We start from the raw sequence: 20,128 nt of genomic DNA, 5'->3' as shown, positions 1-20,128 counted from the left end.
AGTCGGGGAGGGCGGCACAACCCCTGGGAGGCGGCGCGCGGCGGGAGGGGTGGCACGCCCAGCGAGAGGGCACTCACCTATCTATAGGGCAGCCGCAGCCGCCGGGAGGGGCGACCCGGCCGCCGGGATCGGGAGGCGCTCCCCGCTGAGAGGCGGCGCACCCAGCGAGAAGGGCGGCTCACCTGTCTATGGGAGCGCCATGGCCGCCGGGAGGGGTAAGTCGCCCATCGAGAGGGTCGGCGTGGCTGCCGGGAAGGGCGGCGCAGTATCGAGAAGGCCGGCGCCGCTATCGGGAGGGCAGCGCGTGTGGCAGCAAGGCGGCGCACCCATCGCGAGAGGCGGCGCACCTATTCATAGGGCGACACGGCCGCTGAGAGGGCGACACCGCCGCCAGGAGGAGTGGCGCGCCTCGCGGGGAGGGTGGCGCACCTATCTATATGAGCGCCACCGCCGATGCGAGGGCATCGCGCGTGATCGGGGAAGGCATTGCGCGCGTCTGGAGGAGGCATCGCGCGTGACCGAGGGCATCGCGCTTGCCGAGAGGGGGCTTCGCGTGTGATCGAGGGGGTGCCAGGCGTGTCTGGAGAGGCATCACGCGTGTCGCGAGGGCATCGCGCGTGTCTGGAGGGGCATCACGCGTGATTGAGGAGGCATCACGCGTGTCTGGAGGGGCTTCACGTGTGATTGAAGCGACGACACCAGCTGTGTCAGCCGCCGGCGAAAGGGGGGAGGACGTCCAGCTCGGCGCCGTCCTTCAGGGGGCGGGTCAGGTCGCGGACCGCTATGCCGTCGAGCAGGTAGCTGACCGCTTCCAGGACCCGTGGCAGCTCCTCCGGGTGGAGGCGGCGCAGCTCGGCCACGGCGTCGGCGACGCAGGAGCCCGAAGGCAGCTGCACCTTCTCCTCTTCCTCACCGGCCGCGGCGCGCGCCGCCGCGAAGTACCGGACCACGATGGTCAGGGTCGTCATCTCAGCCGCCGATCGCGCTCATCGGCCGGATCGGCTGTGCGAACCCGGCGTCGTTGATCTCGTGCCCTGCGAGCTTCCCCCACATTGTCGCGCGCCAGGCGTCCGCCACTTCTTCGTCGCGCACACCCGCGCGCAGGAGGGCCCGCAGGTCGGTCTCGTCGTTGCTGAACAGGCAGGAGCGCACCGCGCCGTCCGCGGTCAGCCGGGTCCGCTCGCAGGCCGAGCAGAACGGCCGGGTCACCGACGCGATCACGCCGACGTCGCCGGGGCCGCCGTCGACCAGCCAGCGCTCGGCCGGCGCGCCACCCCGGGCCACCGGGAACGGGGTCAGCGAGAACGCCTCGCCCAGCATCCCGAGGATCTCCGACGCGGTGATCATCTCGCCGCGGTTCCAGCCGTGCTGGGCGTCCAGCGGCATCTGCTCGATGAACCGCAGGTGGTAGCCCTCGGCGAGGCAGAACTTCAGCAGCGCCACGGCCTCGGTGTCGTTGATGCCGCGCATCAGCACGGCGTTGACCTTGACCGGCGTCATCCCGGCGTCGCGCGCGGCGGCCATGCCGGCCAGCACGTGCGAGAGCCGGTCGCGCCGGGTGATCTCGAGGAAGGTCGCGGGGTCGATGGTGTCGAGCGACACGTTGATCCGGGCCAGCCCGGCCGCGGCCAGCGCCGGAGCGCGCTTCGCCAGGCCGATCCCGTTGGTGGTCATGGACAGCCGGGGCCGCGGCTCGAGCGCCGTGATCCGCGCCACGAGGTCCTCGAGACCCGGCCGCAGCAGCGGCTCGCCGCCGGTGAGCCGGATGTCGGTGACCCCCAGCGTCTCGACGGCGATCCGCATCAGCCGGACCAGCTCGTCGTCGGTGAGGACCTGCTCGCCCGGCATCCAGTCGAGGCCTTCGGCGGGCATGCAGTAGGTGCAGCGCAGATTGCACCGGTCCGTCAGGGAAACCCGCAGATCGGTGGCCACCCGGCCGAAGGTGTCGATGAGTCGTGGGTTCTCGGGCCTGGGCACACGAGAGGAACCTCGTGTACCGGGGACGCGAGGAAACCCGAGATCCACTGCCGTCATTACGCACAGCCTAACTCTGGAACGCGCGAAGTGAGGTGATCGCTAGGATACTTTGCGGAGTGAGTGGTTCAGCGGCCGAACTACCCCTACGGCACACCGGGAGAAGGACGCGTGATGTCGAGCACGACGGAAAAGCCGTACCCGGTCTCCGAAGCGGAACTCTTCCGCTTCGCGGAATTGGGTCGCGAAAGCAGCACGCTGACCGTACTCCGGCACGCGCGGATCGCCGAGCGGATGGGGCTGTCCGGTACCGACCACAAGACGCTCGACCTGGTCGGACAGGCCGACGGTCCCCTCACCGCGGGCCGGATCGCCGAGCTCACCGGGCTGTCGACCGGCGCGGTGACGGGGGTCATCGACCGGCTGGAGAAGGTCGGCCTGGTCCGCCGCGTGCGCGACCCGGACGACCGGCGCAAGGTCCTCGTCGAGGTCGTGCCCGGGGCCGTGGAGCGCTACGCGCCGCTCTTCCAGTCGGCCTTCGACGGGCTTCGCGAGATGCTCGCGCAGTTCTCACCGGCCGAGCGAAAAGTCATCGAGCGTTATCAGAATGTCATGCTCGAACAGCTACGCGCCGAGATCATGCACAATTCGCGCCCCGCATAGCTTTTCCTCAACTGCGGCGATAATGTCTGCGCCATGCCGCAATTTCGGTTGTCCGAGGCAGCACGCCTCCTCGGGGTCAGTGACGACACCGTGCGCCGCTGGGTGCGCGCGGGCCAGCTGACCGCCACCGACGACGCCGCCGGCCGCAAGGTCGTGGACGGCGCCCAGCTGGCCGGGTTCGCCCGGGCCCAGGCGAGCGGCCCCGACGACCCGTCCGCGGTCGGCCGCTCCGCCCGCAACAAGTTCGTCGGGTTGGTCACCGAGGTCGTCGCCGACAAGGTGATGGCCCAGGTGGAACTGCAGTGCGGGGCACACCGCGTGGTGTCCCTGATGAGTACGGAAGCCGTACGCGAGCTGGGCCTGCGCCCGGGGGTGCTCGCGGTCGCGGTGGTCAAAGCGACCACTGTCGTGGTGGAGACACCGGAAGGAAGTCGATGAAGAAGCTTGTTCTCGCCGTCGCGGCCGTCGCCCTGTTCGCGGGCGCGTGCAGCAGCTCGGACGAGCCCAGCACGCAAACCGGCGGGTCCTCGGCCAGCGCCCCGGCGCCCAAGGGCACCGGCGACGCCGGCGGCACGCTGACCGTGTTCGCCGCCGCGTCCCTCACCGAGTCGTTCACCGCGCTCGGCAAGGAGTTCGAAGCCTCGCACCCCGGCGTGACCGTGAAGTTCAGCTTCGCGGGTTCGTCCGGGCTGGTCCAGCAGCTGACCAACGGCGCGAAGGCCGACGTCTTCGCCTCCGCCGACCAGGCCAACATGGACAAGGCCGTGCAGGGCGGGGTGATCGACGGCCAGCCGACCGTGTTCGCCACCAACAAGCTCGCCATCGCCGTCGCCCCGGGCAATTCTAAGAACATCAAGTCGTTTCAAGACCTCAACAAGCCCGGTCTGAACGTCGTGGTCTGCGCCCCGCAGGTGCCGTGCGGCTCGGCGACCAAGAAGGTCGAGACGAACACCGGCGTCACGCTCAAGCCGAAGAGCGAGGAGCAGGACGTCAAGCAGGTGCTGGCCAAGGTCCAGTCCGGCGACGCCGACGCGGGCCTGGTCTACGTCACCGACGCCACGTCCGCCAAGGGCAAGGTCGACAAGGTCGACTTCCCCGAGGCGAGCGGCGCGATCAACAACTACCCGATCGCCGTGGTCAAGGGCGGCCAGAGTGCCCTGGCCAAGGAGTTCGACGACTTCGTGCTCGGCACGGAGGGCAAGACCGAGCTGACCAAGGTCGGGTTCGGCCCTGCGGCGTAACCGTCTCGCGAACGGCCGGCCGGGGCACTCCCCGGCCGGCCGTTCGCGGGTTCCGTGGGTGCTCGCCGTGCCCGCCACGCTCGCGCTGGCGCTGGTCGTGCTCCCCGTCGTCGGGCTGCTGGTGCGCTCCGACCTCACGCGCTTCCCCTCGCTGATCGTCACGCCGTCTTCGCTGCACGCGCTGCGGCTGTCGCTGATCACCGCCGCGCTGTCCACTGTGGCCTGCGTGCTGCTCGGGGTGCCGCTGGCCGTCGTGCTCGCCCGCGCCCGGTTCGCCGGCGTCCGCCTGCTGCGCTCGATCGTGTTGCTGCCGCTGGTGCTGCCGCCGGTCGTCGGCGGGCTCGCGCTGCTCTACCTGCTCGGCCGCAAGGGCTTCCTCGGCATGCTGATCACCACGCTGACCGGGGAGTCGGTGCCGTTCACCACGACCGCGGTGGTCATCGCGCAGACGTTCGTCGCGATGCCGTTCCTCGTGGTCAGCCTCGAAGGGGCGCTGCGCGGCTCCGGCGACCGCTTCGAGCAGGTCGCCGCGACGCTCGGCGCGCGTCCTTGGACCGTCTTCCGCCGGGTCACGCTGCCGCTGCTGCTGCCCGCGCTCGGCTCCGGCGTCGTCCTCAGCTTCGCCCGCGCGCTCGGCGAGTTCGGCGCGACGATCACCTTCGCCGGCAGCCTCGAGGACGTCACGCGCACGCTGCCGCTCGAGGTCTACACGCAGGCCGAAGTGGACGTCGACAGCGCGGTGGCGCTCGCCCTGCTGCTCATCATCGTGGCGGTCGTCGTGATCGCCGTCGCGCGCCCGCGCTCGTGGGAAGGCGGCCTGCGATGAGCCTGGCCGCCCGGATCGACGTCGTGCGTGGTTCGTTCGAGCTGTCGGTGGACCTCGACGTGCCGACCGGGACGGTCCTGGCGCTGCTGGGCCCGAACGGCTCCGGCAAGTCGACGGTGCTGGGCTGCCTGGCCGGGCTGATCGCGCCCCGGTCCGCGGAGATCACCGTGGCCGGGCGGTCGCTGGCCGACTTGGCGCCCCACCGGCGGGGCATCGGGCTGCTCTCGCAGGACGCCCTGCTCTTCCCGCACCTGTCCGCAGTGGACAACGTCGCCTTCTCGCCGCGCTCGACCGGCGCCGGCCGCCGCGCCGCGCGCGACCTCGCCCACTTCTGGCTGGCCGAAGTGGACGCCGTCGAGCTCGCCGACCGGCGCCCCGGCCAGCTGTCCGGCGGCCAGGCCCAGCGCGTCGCGATCGCCAGGGCGCTCGCCGCCCAGCCGGACCTGCTGCTGCTCGACGAGCCGTTCGCTGCCCTCGACGTCGACGCCGCGCCCGCGATCCGCGGCCTGCTGCGGCGCGTGCTGAAGACCGGCCCGACGACCGTCCTGGTCACCCACGACCCGCTCGACGCGCTCGCGCTTGCCGACCACGTCGCGGTGATGAACGACGGCCGCGTCGTCGAACGCGGCCCGACCCGTGACGTGCTGTCCGCCCCGCGAACGGCGTTCACCGCGCGGATCGCCGGCCTCAACCTGATCGCCGGCACCGCGGTCGACGGCGGCCTGCGGACACCGTCGGGTGACGTCGTTTCCGGCATCCCGGCGTCCGACGTGGTCCAGGGTGAGCCGGCGGTCGCGGTGTTCCCACCGAACGCCGTCGCCGTCTACCCCCACGACGGCGAGCACCGGGGGAGCCCGCGCAACACGGCCGACGCCGTCGTCGCGGCGCTGGAGCCGCACGGGCCGGTGATCCGCGTCCGGGCGGAGGCCGGCGGCTGGGCGCACGGCCTCACCGCCGACCTCACCCCGGCCGCCGTGGCCGAGCTCGCCCTGGAGCCCGGCTCGGCGGTGACGCTGTCGGTGAAGGCCGCGACGGTCAGCGTGCACCCGGCCGCCACCGGGCCCTGAACGGCGACGAGCGGGAACTCACCGTCGATTTGATTCGACCGCGAAATCCGTTTTTTCCTGCCGTTGCGCAATTCGATTGTCGGCCCCCCGCAACGTGCTCGGCGGCAATGGTGAGTGCTGCCGCTGGTACTGCACCCCGGGAACGCGGCCGGAACGCGCAGCGGGTCGAGGAACCTCGTGAGCCCCCAGTTCGGCGCGGTGATCGGTCCAGTCGCCGCCGGACGCTCGACGATTGTGCGGGGTCTGGATGAATTGCGCACGAAGTAATTCCGCGAACCCCCTCGTGTGCCGGGCGCGCGAAGCTTTTCGGTGAAGAACGCAGGTGCCTCGCGCGCGTGATAGGTTTCGCCCATGGATGAGCGCCGGTGGACGTATCTCTCCGACATGGACGGCGTCCTGGTGAAGGAGGAGCACCTCGTTCCCGGGGCCGACGAGTTCCTCGCCGAGCTGAAGTCGAACGGCATCGACTTCCTGGTGCTGACGAACAACTCGATCTACACCCCGCGCGACCTGCGGGCCCGGCTGGAGCGCACCGGGCTCGACATCCCCGAAGAGGCGATCTGGACGTCGGCACTGGCGACGGCGAAGTTCCTGTCGTCGCAGCGGCCGAACGGCTCGGCGTACGTCATCGGCGAAGCGGGCCTCACCACGGCGCTGCACGAGGTCGGTTACGTCCTGACCGAGCGCGACCCGGACTACGTCGTCCTCGGCGAGACGCGCACGTACAGTTTCAGCGCCATCACGCGGGCGATCCGGCTGATCGAGGGCGGCGCGAAGTTCATCGCGACCAACCCGGACGCGACCGGCCCGAGCGTCGAGGGCTCGATGCCCGCCACCGGTTCCGTCGCGGCGCTGATCGAGAAGGCCACCGGGCGCTCGCCGTACTACGTCGGCAAGCCGAACCCGCTGATGATGCGCTCGGCGCTGCGCCGATTGGGTGCGCATTCGGAGTCGACGCTGATGATCGGCGACCGGATGGACACCGACGTGCATTCGGGCATCGAAGCCGGCCTGCAGACGATTCTGGTGCTCACCGGCATATCCACCCGGGAGTCGGCCGAACGCTATCCGTATCGGCCGACCCTGGTGATCGACTCCATCGCCGACCTGATCGGGCGAACCGCGGACCCGTTCGGCGAAGGCTGATCGACGTCGAAACGGAAGCAGGGCTTATCGTCAGCGGATGAGCAACTCCACGTACGTTGTCGGCGACGTGCACGGCCACCGGGATGAACTGGCCGATGCTCTGCGCGCCGAGGGGTTGGTGGACGACGAAGACAACTGGTCAGGGGGCGAGGACCAGCTGTGGTTCCTCGGTGACTTCGTCGACCGCGGCCCGGACGGGGTCGGCGCGATCGACCTGGTCATGCAGCTCGAGGAACAGGCGGCCGACGCCGGCGGTCTCGTGCAGACGTTGCTGGGCAACCACGAGATCCTCGCGCTCGGCATGTACCACTTCGGCGACGAGCCCGTGCCGTCCGACTTCGGCCCGCGCAGCTTCGCCCGCAGCTGGGAGATCAACGGCGGCCTGCTTTCGGACCAGGACCGGCTGACCCCGGAGCACATCGAGTGGCTGGCCGCGCGCCCGCTCGCCGCGCTGGCCGCCGATCACCTGCTCCTGCACTCGGACACGCTGGAGTACCTCGACTGGGGGGATTCGGTCGAGGCGATCAACGAGTCCGCCCGCGAGATCCTCACGGGGTCGGACATCGAGTCGTGGTGGGACGTCTGGCGCCGCATGACGACGCGCTACGCGTTCCGCGGCCCGGAAGGCGAGGAAAACGCCCAGAAGCTGATGGACGCACTGGGCGGGTCGCGGATCGTCCACGGGCACAGCGTCATCGCGGACCAGCTGGGCATCCACCCGACGCAGATCGAAGGCCCGTTCCTGTACGCCGGGGGCAAGGCCCTGGGCGTGGACGGCGGCCTGTTCGTCGGCGGCCCGTGCCTGGTGGTGCCGCTGCCGTACGAGCCGGAGCCGTGATCAGGGGAGCTCGACGATCTCCTTGCCGAGCGGCATCAGGGACACCGGGATCATCTTGAAGTTCGCCACGCCCAGCGGGATGCCGATGATCGTGACGCACAGCGCGATGCCCGTGAAGACGTGCCCGATCGCCAGCCACAGCCCGGCGAAGAGGAACCAGACGACGTTGCCGAGGAACGACGGCGCGCCCGCGTCACGCCGATCGACCACCGTGCGGCCGAACGGCCAGAGCGCGTAGCGCGCGATCCGGAACGACGCGAGCCCGAACGGGATCGTGACGATCAGGATGCAGCAGATCACGCCCGCGGCCAGGTAGCCCAGCGCCATCCAGAAGCCGCAGAGCACGAGCCAGATGATGTTCAGCAGCGTGCGCATCAGACGTGCAGCTCCCCGCTCACGACGGTCACGGCCTGGCCGGACAGGTGGACCCGGTCGCCGTTCTGGCGCGTCCGGACGATCCCGCCGCGCGCCGACGCCTGCTCACCGGTGAGTTCGGTCTTGCCCAGCCGCTCGGACCAGTACGGCGACAGGATGCAGTGCGCCGAGCCGGTGACGGGGTCTTCGTCGACACCGACACCGGGCCCGAAGAACCGGCTGACGTAGTCGACGCCGTCGACGTCCCCCGCGGCGGTGACCAGCAGGCGGCCCTTCCAGGTGGCCTTCAGCTCGTTCAGGCGGGGTTCGAGCGTCCGGACGGCCTTGGCGTCCGGGAGGACGGCGAAGAGGTTGTCGACCCCGCGTCCGATGCGCTCGATCCCGACGCCGGGGAGGATCGCGGACAGGTCGTCTTCGGTGTCGGCGGGCGGGTCGGAGGGGAAGTCCAGCTCGACCCAGCCGTCGGCGGCCTTCGCACGCAGCTCGCCGCTGAGAGTGGTGTAGACCTGCTCGCCGCCGAGGACGTGCGTGGTGGCGACGGTGGCGTGCCCGCAGAGGGCGACTTCGGCCGCCGGGGTGAACCACCGCAACGACTTCGGCCCGTCCCCGGTGGTGACGACGAAGGCGGTCTCGGAGTGCCGCATCTCCGCAGCGACGGCCTGCATCCAGGCCGGCTCGGCGGGCGCGTCGAGGAGAACGACCCCGGCGGAGTTCCCGGCGAAGGCCCGGTCGGTGAAGGCGTCGACGATGAAGAAGCGCATGCTTCCACTGTATCCAGGGCTTTTGGCCTGGTGGTGGTGACGCTTTTCTCGCGCGACCAGGGCAACCCCTTAGGGGTCAGGCCTCCCCGATGGTCGGCCGGACGATCTTCTCGCCGTCCGGCCCGCGCTCCGGCTTGAGGTCGAAGAGGTCTTCCTCGAGCTGGATCTTGTTCTTGTGTTCCTTGTCGTCTTCCTTCTTCTTGCCGGCACCGGCCGCCCCCGCGGCGGCGCCCCCTTTGCCCTTCGCCGCGGCGGCCGCGGTGGCCCCGCGCTCAAGCCGTTCCCCGGAGCCCTTGGCACCGGTCTTGCCGCCCTCGCCCGCGGTCTCCTTCGGCCCCCCGGTGGCTCCGCCACCGGAAACCCGAGACCCGGCAAAGCCGCTCCCGGCCCGCCCGACACCGGACTTGCCCCGCGTGATGTCCCCACCGGCACCACCGGTCCCGGACGCACCGCCCGGAGGAATGGCAAGCCCGTCGGGCCCCACCCGCGGAAAGGCGCTGGGGGCCGGAGCCCCGCGGAAGCCGGTGTTGCCACCGCCGAGGTTTCCAGTCCCACTGGCGGTCCCAGGCCCCACGAAGGTACTGGGCGGCGTGGTTCCTGGGGGCGTCGTGGTGCCGGGGAAGCTGCCGCCGGTCCCCCCGCCGGTCCCGCCGACCCCACTGAAGCCGCCGGTCGTTCCTCCGGTTCCGGTCCCGCCGGTGCCCCCGATGGTGGGGGTGCCGGTGAAGCTGGTGCTGCTGGTGCCGTGGAACCCGCTGGCGGTGGTGCTGTCACCGGACCCCAGCTGAGGAGGCGGCGAGTAGGTGGGCTGAGTGCTGGCGGTCTCGTGGTAGGTGCCGTCGAGACCTTGGAGAACCTGCACGGCCTGCTGGTGCGCGGCGTCAGCCTGCTGCTGCTTGGCCTGGATGCCGCTCATCGTGTTGCTCATGCCGACCAGATCGCCCGAGTTGTACTGCTGCTTCGCCTTGTCCATCTCGGCTTGCTGGTCGAACCCGGTGGGCTCGGGCATGTTCGTCTTGGCGTAGTGCGCAGCGGCCGACTGCTGCGAGTAGTGGTTCGACGCCAGCTGCATCGCGGTGCCGGTTTCTTCGGTGTGGCCGGCTGTGCTCTGGAAGAACGTGTTCGCCTGGTCGGCTGCGGGTCCTTGCCATTGCCCGCCGGCCGCCGTGGCGGCGTCACGGAACTGGTTGGAAGCGTCGGCCAGCCAGTTGCCGTAGACGTTCGCGACCTTGCTGCGGTCGTTGATGCCCTCGATGTCGAGGTCTTTGTGCACCATGTCGTACAGCACCTCATGGGGGCTGTTCGCGTAGTTCTCACCGGGGGCCGGCGCGTCACCACGCAAGTTCTGGCCCTGCTGCAGGAGCTTTCCCTGCGCGACCGAGTAGTCCGACGCGGCTTTCTCGGTCAGTCGCTGACCGTCTCCGCCGTGGCCCTGGAGCTTCTGTTCGGTGGACGCGTAGTAGTCACCCTCGGACTGGCGATGCTGCGCCCGGTGCGGCTGACTCATGACAGGTCTCCGTATCAGTTCTTCGGCAGTAGTGGCTCGACCTTCGCGGCGATTTCCTCGGCTTGCTTGCAGGCGGTCGCCGTATCCGATCCGGAGCTGATCACCAGCAAGGCCCGTGAGTCCTGCTTGACCTGGAACCTCACCGCGCATTGCCCCGGCGAATGCTGGGGTTCGCGTTCCTCGACTGCCGGGCGCCCGTTGACGTTCCCGTCACTCGCTTGTTGGGGGTTGGTGACGTTGTCCTTGTAATTGCCTCCGGCTTGCAAGGACAACCCCACGGTCACCCCCGGTGTGTTGCCGGAAGTGTCCTTGGAGGCGCCGCATGTCTCCTTCGCGTCCGCGATCGTGGGAGCGGCCTTGGGGAAACCCTGCCCGGTGAGGACCTGGTCGAGCACCGTGCACGGGCTCAGGCCGGCGAAGGGGTTGCCCGGATCGTCGGTCGCGCTGGCCGAGGTGGGCGTAGAGGTTCCCGATCCAGACTGGCTGGGGTTCGCTTGGCCACCGACCTGACTCGTGCAGGCGGTCAGGCCGAGGGCGAGGATCAGCGCGGCGATCGCGACCGAAGGGCGTCGTACGGTCACTTCGCCTGCAGCCCCTTGTTGAGTTCGGCGAACGTCATGCTGTGGGTGTCCTCGGTTTCGCGGTAGTTCTTGCGAGCGATGACCATCGCTTCACGAGCCTGCTGGACGCCATCACGCATCCGGATGAGGTTGGGGATCAGCGACTCCTCGTCACCGTCGGACACCTTCACGTTGAAGTCGGCGACGGCCTTGGCGTATTCGCTGCCGCCCATCTTGGCCGGGTTGGCCAAAATGTAGACCTCGTGGATCATCCGGTTGTAGCCGTCGAGGAAGAAGTCGCATGCCTTGATGTAGGCCTGGAAGCCCTCTTCGTTCACCGCGAAGTGGCCGCCCTCGGCGAGCGCCTTGAGGTTGTGGCCGCCTTCCGAGACCCGCTTGGCGGCCTCGGAGTCCACCGGGCCGTCGACCAGGCCCGAGAGGAAGTTCGAACCGGCGTCGCCGGCTGCCGCGGGTGGGGGTGTGAACGTTCCCGGTGCGCCGAACTGTGAGCCGCCCATGACGCCCTCCCCGTCGTCCTGGGACCACCCAGCGTGGTCCCTCCGCACTGTACTAGTGACGAAGGGCCGGTGTCAGTGGCTCGCGCCACGCGCCTCGTGGAGCCAGGTTCGCAGGTGAGAACCATCCGAAGGGATGAACCGTAGCCGCTCCTCGCCGCCGGGGAGCGGGTCGGTGAACATGAGGAAACGGCCGCCGTCGTTGTCGACGAAGGTGGCCGTCCCGACCGGGTGCAGGGCGCCTTGACCGTGCCGGACCGACAGTTCGAACGTGCCGTACCGATGCAGCGGCCAGGCGGAGAACCCGGCGGCCGCGTCGAGGTCGCGGCGGGCCGTCGACGGGCCGCGGACGAACGCCAGCTCCGCCAGGGGCACCGGCGGGTAGCTCGGCAGCATGCCGACCACCAGATCGACCAGGCGATCCGGACGGCTCTGGGCGAACAGGACCTCTTCACCCGCGAGTTCCGAATAGACGCCCAGGCCGTGGCCGATCGTTGCTCGGTAGAGCACCTGCCGTCCGTCTGCCAGCTCGGCCGCTCGGACGATGATCAGGACCTCCGGCTGGGTCCACGACCTCAGGGTCTGCTCGACCTCGATGTCCAGCTTGTCCGGGCCCGCCAGGCCACGCGCCCGGAGCGCTTCCCAGGACTCGGCCGCCAGGCGGTCGTGTTCCTCCAGGGTGTGGCCGGCGCTGCGGATCTCGAACGGGTGCCAGCTCGCCGGGAGGCCGGTTCGCCGGACCGCGACGTCGACCTCGTTCAGCCCCAGGGCGAATTCCTCCGGCACAGTGCCGAGCGTAGCGGAACCGGCACCCGGCGCTCAGATGTCCAGCTGCCGCACGCCCGTCTCCCGCTGAGCGATGACGGGCGCCTGGCCCGCCGTCGCGCGCCCCCGCAGCCGGACTATCTCGTGCGGCTGCAGGCCTGCCGCGACGCCGAACGCCTCCACGTCCGGGAAGCCGCCCTGACGCCGGCGCTGCTCCAGCGCCTCGTTCACCCGCTCGGGAGTCATGCCCGGCAGGCGCGCCAGCTCCGGGCCTGCTGCCGTGTTGACGTCCACGAGAGCAACCGGCAGCGGGGCGGAAACCGGCGGCGGCGCCAGAACCGGCGCGTCGACCGGGACGTACGTCTCGACGATGTCGTTCTGCCGCACGTCACGCGTCGCCAAGCCCAGGGTGAACACCCCCGTGCCGGCTGCCGTCCGCATCGCGACGCCGCCCCTCGCCACCGACAGGATCCGCAGGTCGGTCGCGACCACCGTGCTGCGCTCGTTGAACGTCGTGCCCACCGGGCGCAGCAGGCGGGCCCTCGTGCCGACCGTCAGCAGGTTGTTCGTCCGCCCGTCCGGCACCTCGACCGCGGCCACGACCGAGCCGTTGCCCAGGTCGGTGACGCCGTGGACGTGCGCCGTGCCCTCCCGGCGTTCCAGGTGGTCGTGAGCCGGTTCTTCGTACGCCGTCAGCGCGTCGCCGGCCATCGGCGGGACGTCGCACTGGAAGCCGAGCAGCACCGTCCCCAGCTGGCCGGACGGCAGTTCCGGGAGCGGCCCGGCCGGGCCGAACAGGCCGAGCACCCGCATCGGCTGGCCGACGGGACGCCCACCGCGGAACAGCCCGGTCAACGCGCCGAACCGCAGCACGCCACGCTCCGACCGCACCTGGACGTGGAAGCCCGTCAGCTGGTCGTACGCCGGGGCGAGCACCGTGGCCATACAGAGCTGCCGGCTGGTGTCCGGCCCGACCATGTCGTCCGTGTACAGCTCGAGCGCGTCACCGGGCCCGAGGTCGGTGCGCCCGACCGCGACGAAGACGTCCTTCAGGAACCCGGCGTCGGTCACCGGCTCGACGTCGCTGGAGAAGAACTTCTTCCGCACCATGATCCCGAGGCGCAGGTTGTCCGCGAGGATCCGGTCGGCCCGCTTCAGCCGCGCGCGGGCGCCGCGGACCGCCCGGCCCGCGCTCACCTGGCCGCCGGGCAGCTCGCCGAGGCCGGGCAGGGTGACGCTGGCGTTGAGCGCCTTGCCGAACTCGATCAGCCCGACCCTGACCTCGGTCACGACGTGGCGGCCAGGGTGACGCTGATCGACTGGTCGGCGTTGGTCCGCTCGGACTCGACGCGCATACCGGACTGGGCCGCGCGCTCCTTCAGCCGCGTGAGCACCGCGCGCTGCACCTCGGCGCCGTACGCCTCGTCGACCGACAGCACGAGCCGCTCGGCCTCGGCGGGGGTCAGGCCGGGGCCGTCGACGTGCGCCACCTGGACGCCGTCCGGGCCGTAGACGAACGTGATCCGCCGGCCTTCCCACGCGCCGACGACGGCGTTGCCGTCGTCGCCGACCTGGGCGCGCAGCCCGGACAGCGCGCGGGCCAGCAGGTCGCGGTGCCGCATCCGGGTCCGCACGGTGACGACCCCGGGCTGCGCCTGCGTGTGCGCGGCGATGGTGGCGGCGTTGAGCTGGGCCAGCGCTTCGCTGCGCAGCTTGAGCGTGACGCTCATCGGTGATCCCCTTCGAGCAGCGCTTCGAGTACTTCGGTGGTCGCGAACCCGTTCAGCTCCACCGATCCGTCCGTCGCGATCCGCAGTTCCAGGCGGTTCGGCGTGCTGAAGATCGACTCGTCGTAACGGTTGGTCAGGAAGTGGAACCGCTGGTTGACCGAGCCGATCCACGGCCGCGACGGCTCCGGCCGGTCGGCCAGGAAAGGCCCGTCCACCAGCAGGTCCGTCGCGTCGAGCAGCTCCGACGGTGGTAGGTCCTCCAGGACGTTCCCGGTGAACGTCATCACGGACAGCCCGGCCGAGCGGACGGCGGAAGCGAAGGCGCCCAAGGGTTCCGGCTGGTCGAACGGCTCGCCGCCGAGCAGCGTGACGCCCTCGATGCCGTCGATCGCCAGCACCCGCTCAGCCAGGTCCTGCCAAGCCACGAGCGTGCCGCCGCGGGTCGTCCACGTCTGCGGGTTGAAGCAGCCGGGGCAGCGCACCGAGCAGCCCTGCGTCCACACCGCGCACCGCAGGCCGGGCCCTTCGGCGGCGGTGACGTCGACGATCCGGTGCAGGTTCAGGAGTTCCATTGCGACTGCTGCTGCGAAGCCGTGTTCTCCGCCTGGGCGGACGTGCGCCGGTAGTCCTCGGTGAACTCCGACGTCTCCGTCTCCGCGCCGAGCAGGTCCTCCAGCAGGGGGATGTAGTCGAGGCACTTCGAGCCGGTCACGCCGTGCGTCTCGGCGCTGATCGAGCCGTCCTTGGCGATGGTCACGGTCACCCGGTGCGTCATACGTCGATCGCCCTTCCCCTCGATGGCTCCGGCCGCGACGGCGCCGGCTCCGGCACCGCGGCGACGTCGTTGTCCGTGGCAGCTACCGCGCGGGTCTCCGCCCACTGCCGGATGGCCAGGATCTCGTCGGCCTGGGTGACCGACAGCGGCACCGTGGACTTCACCGCCCGCACCAGGTCGTCCCGGCGCAGCGGGCGCTTCTCGGCGAACGCGTCGACGAGCCCGGACAGCACGGCCTGCTCGATCTCCGCGCCGCTGTAGCCCGCGCTGACGTCGGCGAGCTCGGCGTACAGCGCGTCGTCCACCTTCAGCTCGCTGCGCACGAAGTCGTCCGTGACGCGCTTGTTCAGGTGGATCCGCCAGATCGCGGTGCGCTCCGGCGTCGAAGGCAGGTCGACGAAGAAGATCTCGTCGAACCGGCCCTTGCGGAGGAACTCCGGCGGCAGCGAGTCGACCTGGTTCGCCGTCGCCATCACGAACACCGGCGCCGTCTTCTCCTGCATCCAGGACAGGAACGTGCCGAACACGCGCCGCGCGGTGCCGCCGTCGCCACTGCCGCCCGCGCCGGCGAGGCCCTTCTCGATCTCGTCGACCCACAGCACGCAGGGCGCGATGCCCTCGGCGGTGCGGATGACCGTGCGCATGTTCTTCTCGCTTGAGCCGACCAAGCCGGCGAAGACGCGGCCGAGGTCCAGGCGCAGCAGCGGCAGCCGCCACATGTTCGCGACGCACACCGCGGAGAGGCTCTTGCCGCAGCCGGGGACGCCGGACAGCAGCAGGCCCTTCGGCGCGGCCAGGTTGTACGCCGACGCGGCGGGTGTCCAGGTGCCGGTGCGCTTGGTCAGCCAGCGCTTGAGCCGGTCGAGGCCGCCGACGGCGTCGAACCCGGTCTCCGCCGGGACGATGTCGAGCATCCCGGACCGGCGCACGGCCTGGCGCTTCTCGGCCAGGATCAGCTCGAGGTCGCTGGGGTCCAGGCCACCGCCCTCGACCAGCGCCCTGGCGAACGCGTTCTCGGCTTCCGGCAACGTCAGCCCGCGCGCGGCGGCGACGATCATGTCGCGATCGTCCCGGTCGATGCTGATCCGGACGTGCTGCCGGTGCGCGGCGACCATGCCGTCGAGCAGCTCGCCGATCTGCTGCCGGTCGGGCAGCGGGAACTCGACGACGGTCGCGTCGTGCTCCAGCTCCGGCGGCACGGGCAGCGACGGGGACACCAGGATCAGGCTCAGCGGCACCGGCCGGGTCTTGAACGCGGCCGCGAGCTCACGCAGTCGCCGCACGACCTCGGGATCGGGCCGGTGCCCGCTCTCGGAAACCAGCGACGGGTGCAGGTCGGCGAAGACGAAGACGGCGGGCTCGCTCCAGCCGTAGACGCGCTCGAGCGCGGCCGACGCGCTGCGGGTGTCGGCGATCGGCGGACCGCCCGCCGGAGCCAGCCCGGTGGTCGACGACCAGACGTACACCCGGCGCGGCGTCCGCAGCCGGGCACCGTCCTCCGCGACCGCGCGGATCTCCCGCACCACCCGCTGCTCTTCGTGCGTTTCGACGACCAGCAGCGGATACCGGGCTTGCAGCAACTGGGTCAGCTCATCGCGAAACCCCTGGCCGGCCATCGATCGCCCCCTCGAAGTCCGTCCGGATGCTACCAGCGGGTCCGTGCGCGGCAGGCCCCCGCGGAGCGGGTTTGCGCGAGGTCAATCCTTGTGACTGTTGCTGATGAACAACGCTCCCACGATCGTGGCACCGGATCCGACCATCGACGGGAGGATCATGCGGCCGAGCTCAAGAGAGAACTGGCTCGTCAACTGATCGGGAGTGGTCCACGCCGCGACGAGGATGAGCGTGAAAACCAGCAACAGGATCATGCCGACTCCGAACAGCACCCATTTCTGCATGGTGGAGACGTGCTTCATCTTGGTGGCCTGTTGGCGCTCTTCAAAGGTTTCTTCGATGTTGACCAAGGGTTTTTTGCCTGGCGCCGGATGATCCTGTGACGGTCCTGACTTGGGAACGTTGTCGCTCCACGTCGTGGGCGCCTCCGCAGGCCGGACGTGTACCAGGTCACCTTGTCCCGCGGTGGTGGGATCACTCCAGACACCGGCCGCTGGGGGCAGAGGTTGGGGGGAGGTCGGCTGCGGCTGGTCGGGCGGGGTATTCACAGCGGGCGTCCACCGCCGTTGCTCCACGGGCTGCCGCCAGGGCAATGTCTCTCGCCGTCCCCCTCGGTCTCGTACCGGAAGAGGGGCCTGGTACCGGCGATTTTTTCGCGTCCGATGTAGATCGTGTATTCATCGGTCGTCAGGGCGACCGCGTTCGCGAATTCGCTTTCGTCGATCCGAGCGGTCACCTCGGAAGGCGTCGAGGGGAGATCGTCACCGCCAGGTGGCGACACGGTGACGGGCGGTTCCGGTGGAGTCATCAGATCATGTCCTTCCTCGAGCGGCCAGGGTGGATCAAGTGCTCACGAGAGCGGTCGAACAGGACATGGCAGTAGCCCCTTGCCGCGCCCCAGGTTACCCCGGCGTGAGTTTGATGTGGTGAATCTGTACGTTTGAAGCGCCCATGGCGTGTCATACGCATGGGTCATGTAGTCGGTTCCCGATCATGCGTGGGCCATTCGAGTGAAATTTGGCAGACTAACGAGTGCACGTTTGATGTGGTGCTAGTGCACTGCCAGTGTGCAAGTCACCCTGTGTGCCACGGTCGAGAGTGGCCGATATTCGACGTCGAGAAAGTGAGGTGAGCCTGACCTGTGAAATACTTGCGCAAGCTACGCTTGTAACAAGACGTGCCAGCCGCCGACTGAACCGGATGATTGCCACGGACGTGCCACGTACGGCACACGTAACCACCACCTGATCACCGCGTTCCACTATCAGGAGACAAGACTTGACGGAGGAGAGAGCCATGACGACGCCCGCACCCACCCAAGATGCCCCCGCGGTCGACGAGCGCAAGTCTGCCGATGAGGCCGCGAACGCCGCGGCGCCGACCTCCGGCACGCGGGACGTGGCGGTGGCGCCGTCGTCGGCTCCGGCCACGCCCAAGCGCATCAACGTCGCCGTCAACCCGGAGACCATCACCGCGTTGCAATTGGTCATCGAACGCGAGGGAGTCACCTTGACTGAGGCGGTGCGAAGGCTCATCGGCTACGGCGAGGTGCTTTATCGGGCCACCAAGGTGGAGCAGGCGGAGTTGCAGATCAAGACGGCGACCGAGACCAAGCAGGTCATCATTCTCTGACGCCGCTCGGCAGTTGTTGTTTTCTTTCAAGCTGTTGATATTCATTTTTCAATGATCGATATCTCGTGTCGCAGGTGAGCGACTGATGCTGTGTTCCGCGCGCGAACACAGATCGACCCCCATCCGCTGATCTTCCTCGTGACCGTCGTGCACCCTGCAATTTGCAACGCACGTGCATATGCACAGGAATATACCCTCAGTCGCTTTCGTGCGCCACAGCGTTACCGGGCGTGGTGCACCAATTGGTGCCGCTGCCGTTTCACACGACCACAGTCGCTCCTCGGCTACTCGCTGCAACACTTGTCACGGTATTTCGCGCATCGCGGTCACCGTGTGAGCCGTGTGCGTACTCGATTCGAGCAAGATCGGGATCGCGGAGAGTTCGTGGCCGGCGTTGATCTGGCTGAGGGGCCACTTGGTTCTTAGACTCACCTGGCCCGACGAAGACGTCCAAGGGAGCCACCATGCCTGACGCGCCCGCCCTGCCGAGTTACGGTTCGGGGATCTCGGAGGCCCCGCTGCTCGGGGACACCATCGGTGACAACTTCGATCGGACGGTGGCGGCGCACGGCGACCGTGACGCGCTGGTCGACCGGTACGCCGGGCGCCGGTGGACCTACCGTGAGCTGGCCGCCGAGGTCAACGCGCTGGCGCTGGGGCTGCTCGCGCAGGGCGTCGGCAAGGGCGACCGGGTCGGGATCTGGTCGCCGAACCGGGCCGAGTGGACGTTCCTGCAGTACGCGACGGCCAAGATCGGCGCGATCCTGGTCAACATCAACCCCGCGTACCGCTCGCACGAGCTGGAGTACGTGCTCAACCAGGCCGGCGTCAAGTTGCTGGTCGCCTCGGACAAGTTCAAGACGTCCGACTACCCCGCGATGGTCGACGAGGTGCGGGAGAAGTGCGCGCAGCTGGAGCACGTCGTGCTGCTCGGCGGCGAGAGCTGGCAGGCGCTGATGGACGCCGGCTGGCAGGGCGACCCGGCCTTGCTGGTCGAGAAGCAGGCCGCGCTGTCGGCCGACGACCCGATCAACATCCAGTACACCTCGGGCACCACCGGCTTCCCCAAGGGCGCCACCCTCAGCCACCACAACATCCTCAACAACGGCTACTTCGTCGGCGAACTGTGCAACTACACCGAAGCCGACAAGGTCTGCATCCCGGTGCCCTTCTACCACTGCTTCGGCATGGTGATGGGCAACCTGGCCTGCACCAGCCACGGCGCCTGCATGGTCATCCCGGCGCCGGCGTTCGACCCGAAGGCGACGCTCGAAGCCGTCGCCGCCGAGCAGTGCACGTCGCTCTACGGGGTGCCGACGATGTTCATCGCCGAGCTGAACCACCCGGACTTCGCGAGCTTCGACCTGTCGTCGCTGCGCACCGGGATCATGGCCGGCTCGCCGTGCCCGGTCGAGGTGATGAAGCAGGTCATCGACCGGATGGGGATGGCGGAGGTGTCGATCTGCTACGGCATGACCGAGACGTCCCCGGTGTCGACGCAGACCCGCTCGGACGACTCGATCGAGCGCCGCGTGTCGACGGTCGGGCGGGTCGGGCCGCACCTGGAGGTCAAGGTCGTCGACCCGGAGACCGGGCTGACGGTGCCGCGCGGTGAGCCGGGCGAGCTGTGCACGCGCGGGTATTCGGTGATGCTCGGGTACTGGGAGCAGCCGGACAAGACGGCCGAAGCGATCGACGCGGCCCGCTGGATGCACACCGGCGACCTGGCGGTCATGGACGGCGACGGGTACGTCAACATCACCGGCCGCATCAAGGACATGGTCATCCGCGGCGGCGAAAACCTGTACCCGCGCGAGATCGAGGAGTTCCTCTACACGCATCCGGACGTCCTCGACGCGCAGGTCGTCGGCGTCCCGGACGAGAAGTACGGCGAAGAGCTGATGGCGTGGGTCCGCATGCGCGACGGCGCGGAGCCGCTGACGGCCGAGAAGGTGCGCGAGTTCTGCGAAGGCAAGCTGGCGCGCTACAAGATCCCGCGGTACGTGCACGTCGTCGAGGAGTTCCCGATGACGGTGACGGGCAAGGTCCGCAAGGTCGAGATGCGCGAGAAGTCGATCACGTTGCTGGGCTTGGAAGCCGCGGCCTCGGCGAAGCACGCCTAAATCGGCTGGACGACGG

The 20,128-nt window shown here is 69.5% G+C and carries 24 protein-coding genes; 9 read left to right on the top strand and 15 right to left on the bottom strand.

Features of this window, described 5'->3' with window-relative positions; translation table 11 throughout:
- Positions 1–707 precede the first annotated feature (707 nt).
- Positions 708–968, bottom strand: coding sequence for a MoaD/ThiS family protein (locus tag VA596_RS05570; protein ID WP_323324232.1), 261 nt, complete (start codon positions 966–968; stop codon positions 708–710).
- Position 969: 1 nt separating this feature from the next.
- A complete protein-coding gene (gene moaA, locus VA596_RS05565; RefSeq protein WP_323324231.1) occupies positions 970–1,977 on the bottom strand; it encodes a GTP 3',8-cyclase MoaA in 1,008 nt (335 codons plus the stop codon).
- Positions 1,978–2,148: 171 nt separating this feature from the next.
- Here moaA and VA596_RS05560 point away from each other — a divergent pair, with 171 nt between their 5' ends.
- From VA596_RS05560 to VA596_RS05530, 7 genes are all read left to right on the top strand, one after another.
- Positions 2,149–2,637 (top strand): MarR family winged helix-turn-helix transcriptional regulator, encoded by a 489-nt coding sequence (locus VA596_RS05560; RefSeq protein WP_323324230.1) that lies wholly within the window; start codon positions 2,149–2,151, stop codon positions 2,635–2,637.
- Positions 2,638–2,670: 33 nt separating this feature from the next.
- Positions 2,671–3,075 (top strand): TOBE domain-containing protein, encoded by a 405-nt coding sequence (locus VA596_RS05555; RefSeq protein WP_323324229.1) that lies wholly within the window; start codon positions 2,671–2,673, stop codon positions 3,073–3,075.
- Positions 3,072–3,878, top strand: a complete 807-nt coding sequence (gene modA, locus VA596_RS05550) for a molybdate ABC transporter substrate-binding protein (RefSeq protein ID WP_323324228.1) — start codon at positions 3,072–3,074, stop codon at positions 3,876–3,878. Before VA596_RS05555 ends, modA begins: the two co-directional genes overlap by 4 nt.
- Positions 3,879–3,936: 58 nt before the next feature.
- Entirely contained in the window at positions 3,937–4,704 is a 768-nt protein-coding gene (locus VA596_RS05545; RefSeq protein ID WP_323324227.1) for an ABC transporter permease, read from the top strand.
- Positions 4,701–5,771, top strand: coding sequence for a sulfate/molybdate ABC transporter ATP-binding protein (locus tag VA596_RS05540; RefSeq protein ID WP_323324226.1), 1,071 nt, complete (start codon positions 4,701–4,703; stop codon positions 5,769–5,771). The genes VA596_RS05545 and VA596_RS05540 overlap by 4 nt, the downstream gene beginning before the upstream one ends.
- 351 nt (positions 5,772–6,122) lie before the next feature.
- Positions 6,123–6,917, top strand: coding sequence for an HAD-IIA family hydrolase (locus VA596_RS05535; RefSeq protein ID WP_323324225.1), 795 nt, complete (start codon positions 6,123–6,125; stop codon positions 6,915–6,917).
- A gap of 37 nt (positions 6,918–6,954) precedes the next feature.
- Positions 6,955–7,755, top strand: coding sequence for a metallophosphoesterase (locus VA596_RS05530; protein ID WP_323324224.1), 801 nt, complete (start codon positions 6,955–6,957; stop codon positions 7,753–7,755).
- Here the strand turns inward: VA596_RS05530 and VA596_RS05525 are convergent, their stop codons facing one another.
- From VA596_RS05525 to VA596_RS05465, 13 genes are all read right to left on the bottom strand, one after another.
- Positions 7,756–8,130: a YccF domain-containing protein gene (locus VA596_RS05525; RefSeq protein WP_323324223.1), complete on the bottom strand. Its 375-nt coding sequence runs from the start codon at positions 8,128–8,130 to the stop codon at positions 7,756–7,758. It abuts the gene before it with no gap.
- Positions 8,130–8,891 (bottom strand): PhzF family phenazine biosynthesis protein, encoded by a 762-nt coding sequence (locus VA596_RS05520; protein WP_323324222.1) that lies wholly within the window; start codon positions 8,889–8,891, stop codon positions 8,130–8,132. The genes VA596_RS05525 and VA596_RS05520 overlap by 1 nt, the downstream gene beginning before the upstream one ends.
- Positions 8,892–8,967: 76 nt before the next feature.
- On the bottom strand, positions 8,968–10,398 hold the full coding sequence (locus VA596_RS05515) for a hypothetical protein (RefSeq protein WP_323324221.1): 1,431 nt from the start codon (positions 10,396–10,398) through the stop codon (positions 8,968–8,970).
- 14 nt (positions 10,399–10,412) lie between these two features.
- Positions 10,413–10,979, bottom strand: coding sequence for a DUF3558 family protein (locus VA596_RS05510; protein ID WP_323324220.1), 567 nt, complete (start codon positions 10,977–10,979; stop codon positions 10,413–10,415).
- Entirely contained in the window at positions 10,976–11,476 is a 501-nt protein-coding gene (locus VA596_RS05505) for a hypothetical protein (RefSeq protein WP_323324219.1), read from the bottom strand. Before VA596_RS05505 ends, VA596_RS05510 begins: the two co-directional genes overlap by 4 nt.
- A 72-nt stretch (positions 11,477–11,548) precedes the next feature.
- Positions 11,549–12,259, bottom strand: coding sequence for an ESX secretion-associated protein EspG (locus VA596_RS05500; protein ID WP_323324218.1), 711 nt, complete (start codon positions 12,257–12,259; stop codon positions 11,549–11,551).
- Between the two features lie 33 nt (positions 12,260–12,292).
- Positions 12,293–13,528, bottom strand: coding sequence for a ComEA family DNA-binding protein (locus VA596_RS05495; protein ID WP_323324217.1), 1,236 nt, complete (start codon positions 13,526–13,528; stop codon positions 12,293–12,295).
- Positions 13,525–13,968 (bottom strand): hypothetical protein, encoded by a 444-nt coding sequence (locus VA596_RS05490; RefSeq protein ID WP_323324216.1) that lies wholly within the window; start codon positions 13,966–13,968, stop codon positions 13,525–13,527. The genes VA596_RS05495 and VA596_RS05490 overlap by 4 nt, the downstream gene beginning before the upstream one ends.
- A complete protein-coding gene (locus tag VA596_RS05485) occupies positions 13,965–14,540 on the bottom strand; it encodes a 4Fe-4S single cluster domain-containing protein (protein WP_323324215.1) in 576 nt (191 codons plus the stop codon). The genes VA596_RS05490 and VA596_RS05485 overlap by 4 nt, the downstream gene beginning before the upstream one ends.
- Positions 14,528–14,731, bottom strand: coding sequence for a DUF2997 domain-containing protein (locus VA596_RS05480; protein WP_323324214.1), 204 nt, complete (start codon positions 14,729–14,731; stop codon positions 14,528–14,530). Before VA596_RS05480 ends, VA596_RS05485 begins: the two co-directional genes overlap by 13 nt.
- An 8-nt stretch (positions 14,732–14,739) precedes the next feature.
- Complete coding sequence (locus tag VA596_RS05475; protein WP_323324213.1) at positions 14,740–16,359, bottom strand: AAA family ATPase; 1,620 nt, start codon at positions 16,357–16,359, stop codon at positions 14,740–14,742.
- A gap of 81 nt (positions 16,360–16,440) precedes the next feature.
- Positions 16,441–16,707 carry a hypothetical protein gene (locus tag VA596_RS05470; protein ID WP_323324212.1) on the bottom strand — a complete coding sequence of 89 codons (267 nt, stop codon included), beginning with the start codon at positions 16,705–16,707 and terminating at the stop codon, positions 16,441–16,443.
- 194 nt (positions 16,708–16,901) lie between these two features.
- On the bottom strand, positions 16,902–17,165 hold the full coding sequence (locus VA596_RS05465; RefSeq protein WP_323324211.1) for a hypothetical protein: 264 nt from the start codon (positions 17,163–17,165) through the stop codon (positions 16,902–16,904).
- A 488-nt stretch (positions 17,166–17,653) separates the two neighbouring features.
- Here VA596_RS05465 and VA596_RS05460 point away from each other — a divergent pair, with 488 nt between their 5' ends.
- Together VA596_RS05460 and VA596_RS05455 are read left to right on the top strand one after the other, a co-directional pair.
- Positions 17,654–17,989 (top strand): hypothetical protein, encoded by a 336-nt coding sequence (locus VA596_RS05460; protein WP_323324210.1) that lies wholly within the window; start codon positions 17,654–17,656, stop codon positions 17,987–17,989.
- Positions 17,990–18,453: 464 nt separating this feature from the next.
- A complete protein-coding gene (locus VA596_RS05455; protein WP_323324209.1) occupies positions 18,454–20,112 on the top strand; it encodes an AMP-binding protein in 1,659 nt (552 codons plus the stop codon).
- Positions 20,113–20,128 lie beyond the last annotated feature (16 nt).

This window comes from Amycolatopsis heterodermiae (genome assembly GCF_034929455.1).
GTDB lineage: Bacteria > Actinomycetota > Actinomycetes > Mycobacteriales > Pseudonocardiaceae > Amycolatopsis > Amycolatopsis heterodermiae.
This window is presented reverse-complemented; position numbering and strand designations above follow the sequence as displayed.

Coding starts and splice junctions, on each gene's coding strand:
- VA596_RS05555 (WP_323324229.1), top strand. CDS start 2,671: ATGCCGCAATTTCGGTTGTCCGAGGCAGCACGCCTCCTCGGGGTCAGT.
- VA596_RS05485 (WP_323324215.1), bottom strand. CDS start 14,540: ATGGAACTCCTGAACCTGCACCGGATCGTCGACGTCACCGCCGCCGAA.
- VA596_RS05535 (WP_323324225.1), top strand. CDS start 6,123: ATGGATGAGCGCCGGTGGACGTATCTCTCCGACATGGACGGCGTCCTG.
- VA596_RS05520 (WP_323324222.1), bottom strand. CDS start 8,891: ATGCGCTTCTTCATCGTCGACGCCTTCACCGACCGGGCCTTCGCCGGG.
- VA596_RS05460 (WP_323324210.1), top strand. CDS start 17,654: ATGACGACGCCCGCACCCACCCAAGATGCCCCCGCGGTCGACGAGCGC.
- VA596_RS05515 (WP_323324221.1), bottom strand. CDS start 10,398: ATGAGTCAGCCGCACCGGGCGCAGCATCGCCAGTCCGAGGGTGACTAC.
- VA596_RS05490 (WP_323324216.1), bottom strand. CDS start 13,968: ATGAGCGTCACGCTCAAGCTGCGCAGCGAAGCGCTGGCCCAGCTCAAC.
- VA596_RS05525 (WP_323324223.1), bottom strand. CDS start 8,130: ATGCGCACGCTGCTGAACATCATCTGGCTCGTGCTCTGCGGCTTCTGG.
- VA596_RS05455 (WP_323324209.1), top strand. CDS start 18,454: ATGCCTGACGCGCCCGCCCTGCCGAGTTACGGTTCGGGGATCTCGGAG.
- VA596_RS05505 (WP_323324219.1), bottom strand. CDS start 11,476: ATGGGCGGCTCACAGTTCGGCGCACCGGGAACGTTCACACCCCCACCC.
- VA596_RS05530 (WP_323324224.1), top strand. CDS start 6,955: ATGAGCAACTCCACGTACGTTGTCGGCGACGTGCACGGCCACCGGGAT.
- VA596_RS05560 (WP_323324230.1), top strand. CDS start 2,149: ATGTCGAGCACGACGGAAAAGCCGTACCCGGTCTCCGAAGCGGAACTC.
- VA596_RS05570 (WP_323324232.1), bottom strand. CDS start 968: ATGACGACCCTGACCATCGTGGTCCGGTACTTCGCGGCGGCGCGCGCC.
- VA596_RS05465 (WP_323324211.1), bottom strand. CDS start 17,165: ATGACTCCACCGGAACCGCCCGTCACCGTGTCGCCACCTGGCGGTGAC.
- VA596_RS05475 (WP_323324213.1), bottom strand. CDS start 16,359: ATGGCCGGCCAGGGGTTTCGCGATGAGCTGACCCAGTTGCTGCAAGCC.
- modA (WP_323324228.1), top strand. CDS start 3,072: ATGAAGAAGCTTGTTCTCGCCGTCGCGGCCGTCGCCCTGTTCGCGGGC.
- VA596_RS05540 (WP_323324226.1), top strand. CDS start 4,701: ATGAGCCTGGCCGCCCGGATCGACGTCGTGCGTGGTTCGTTCGAGCTG.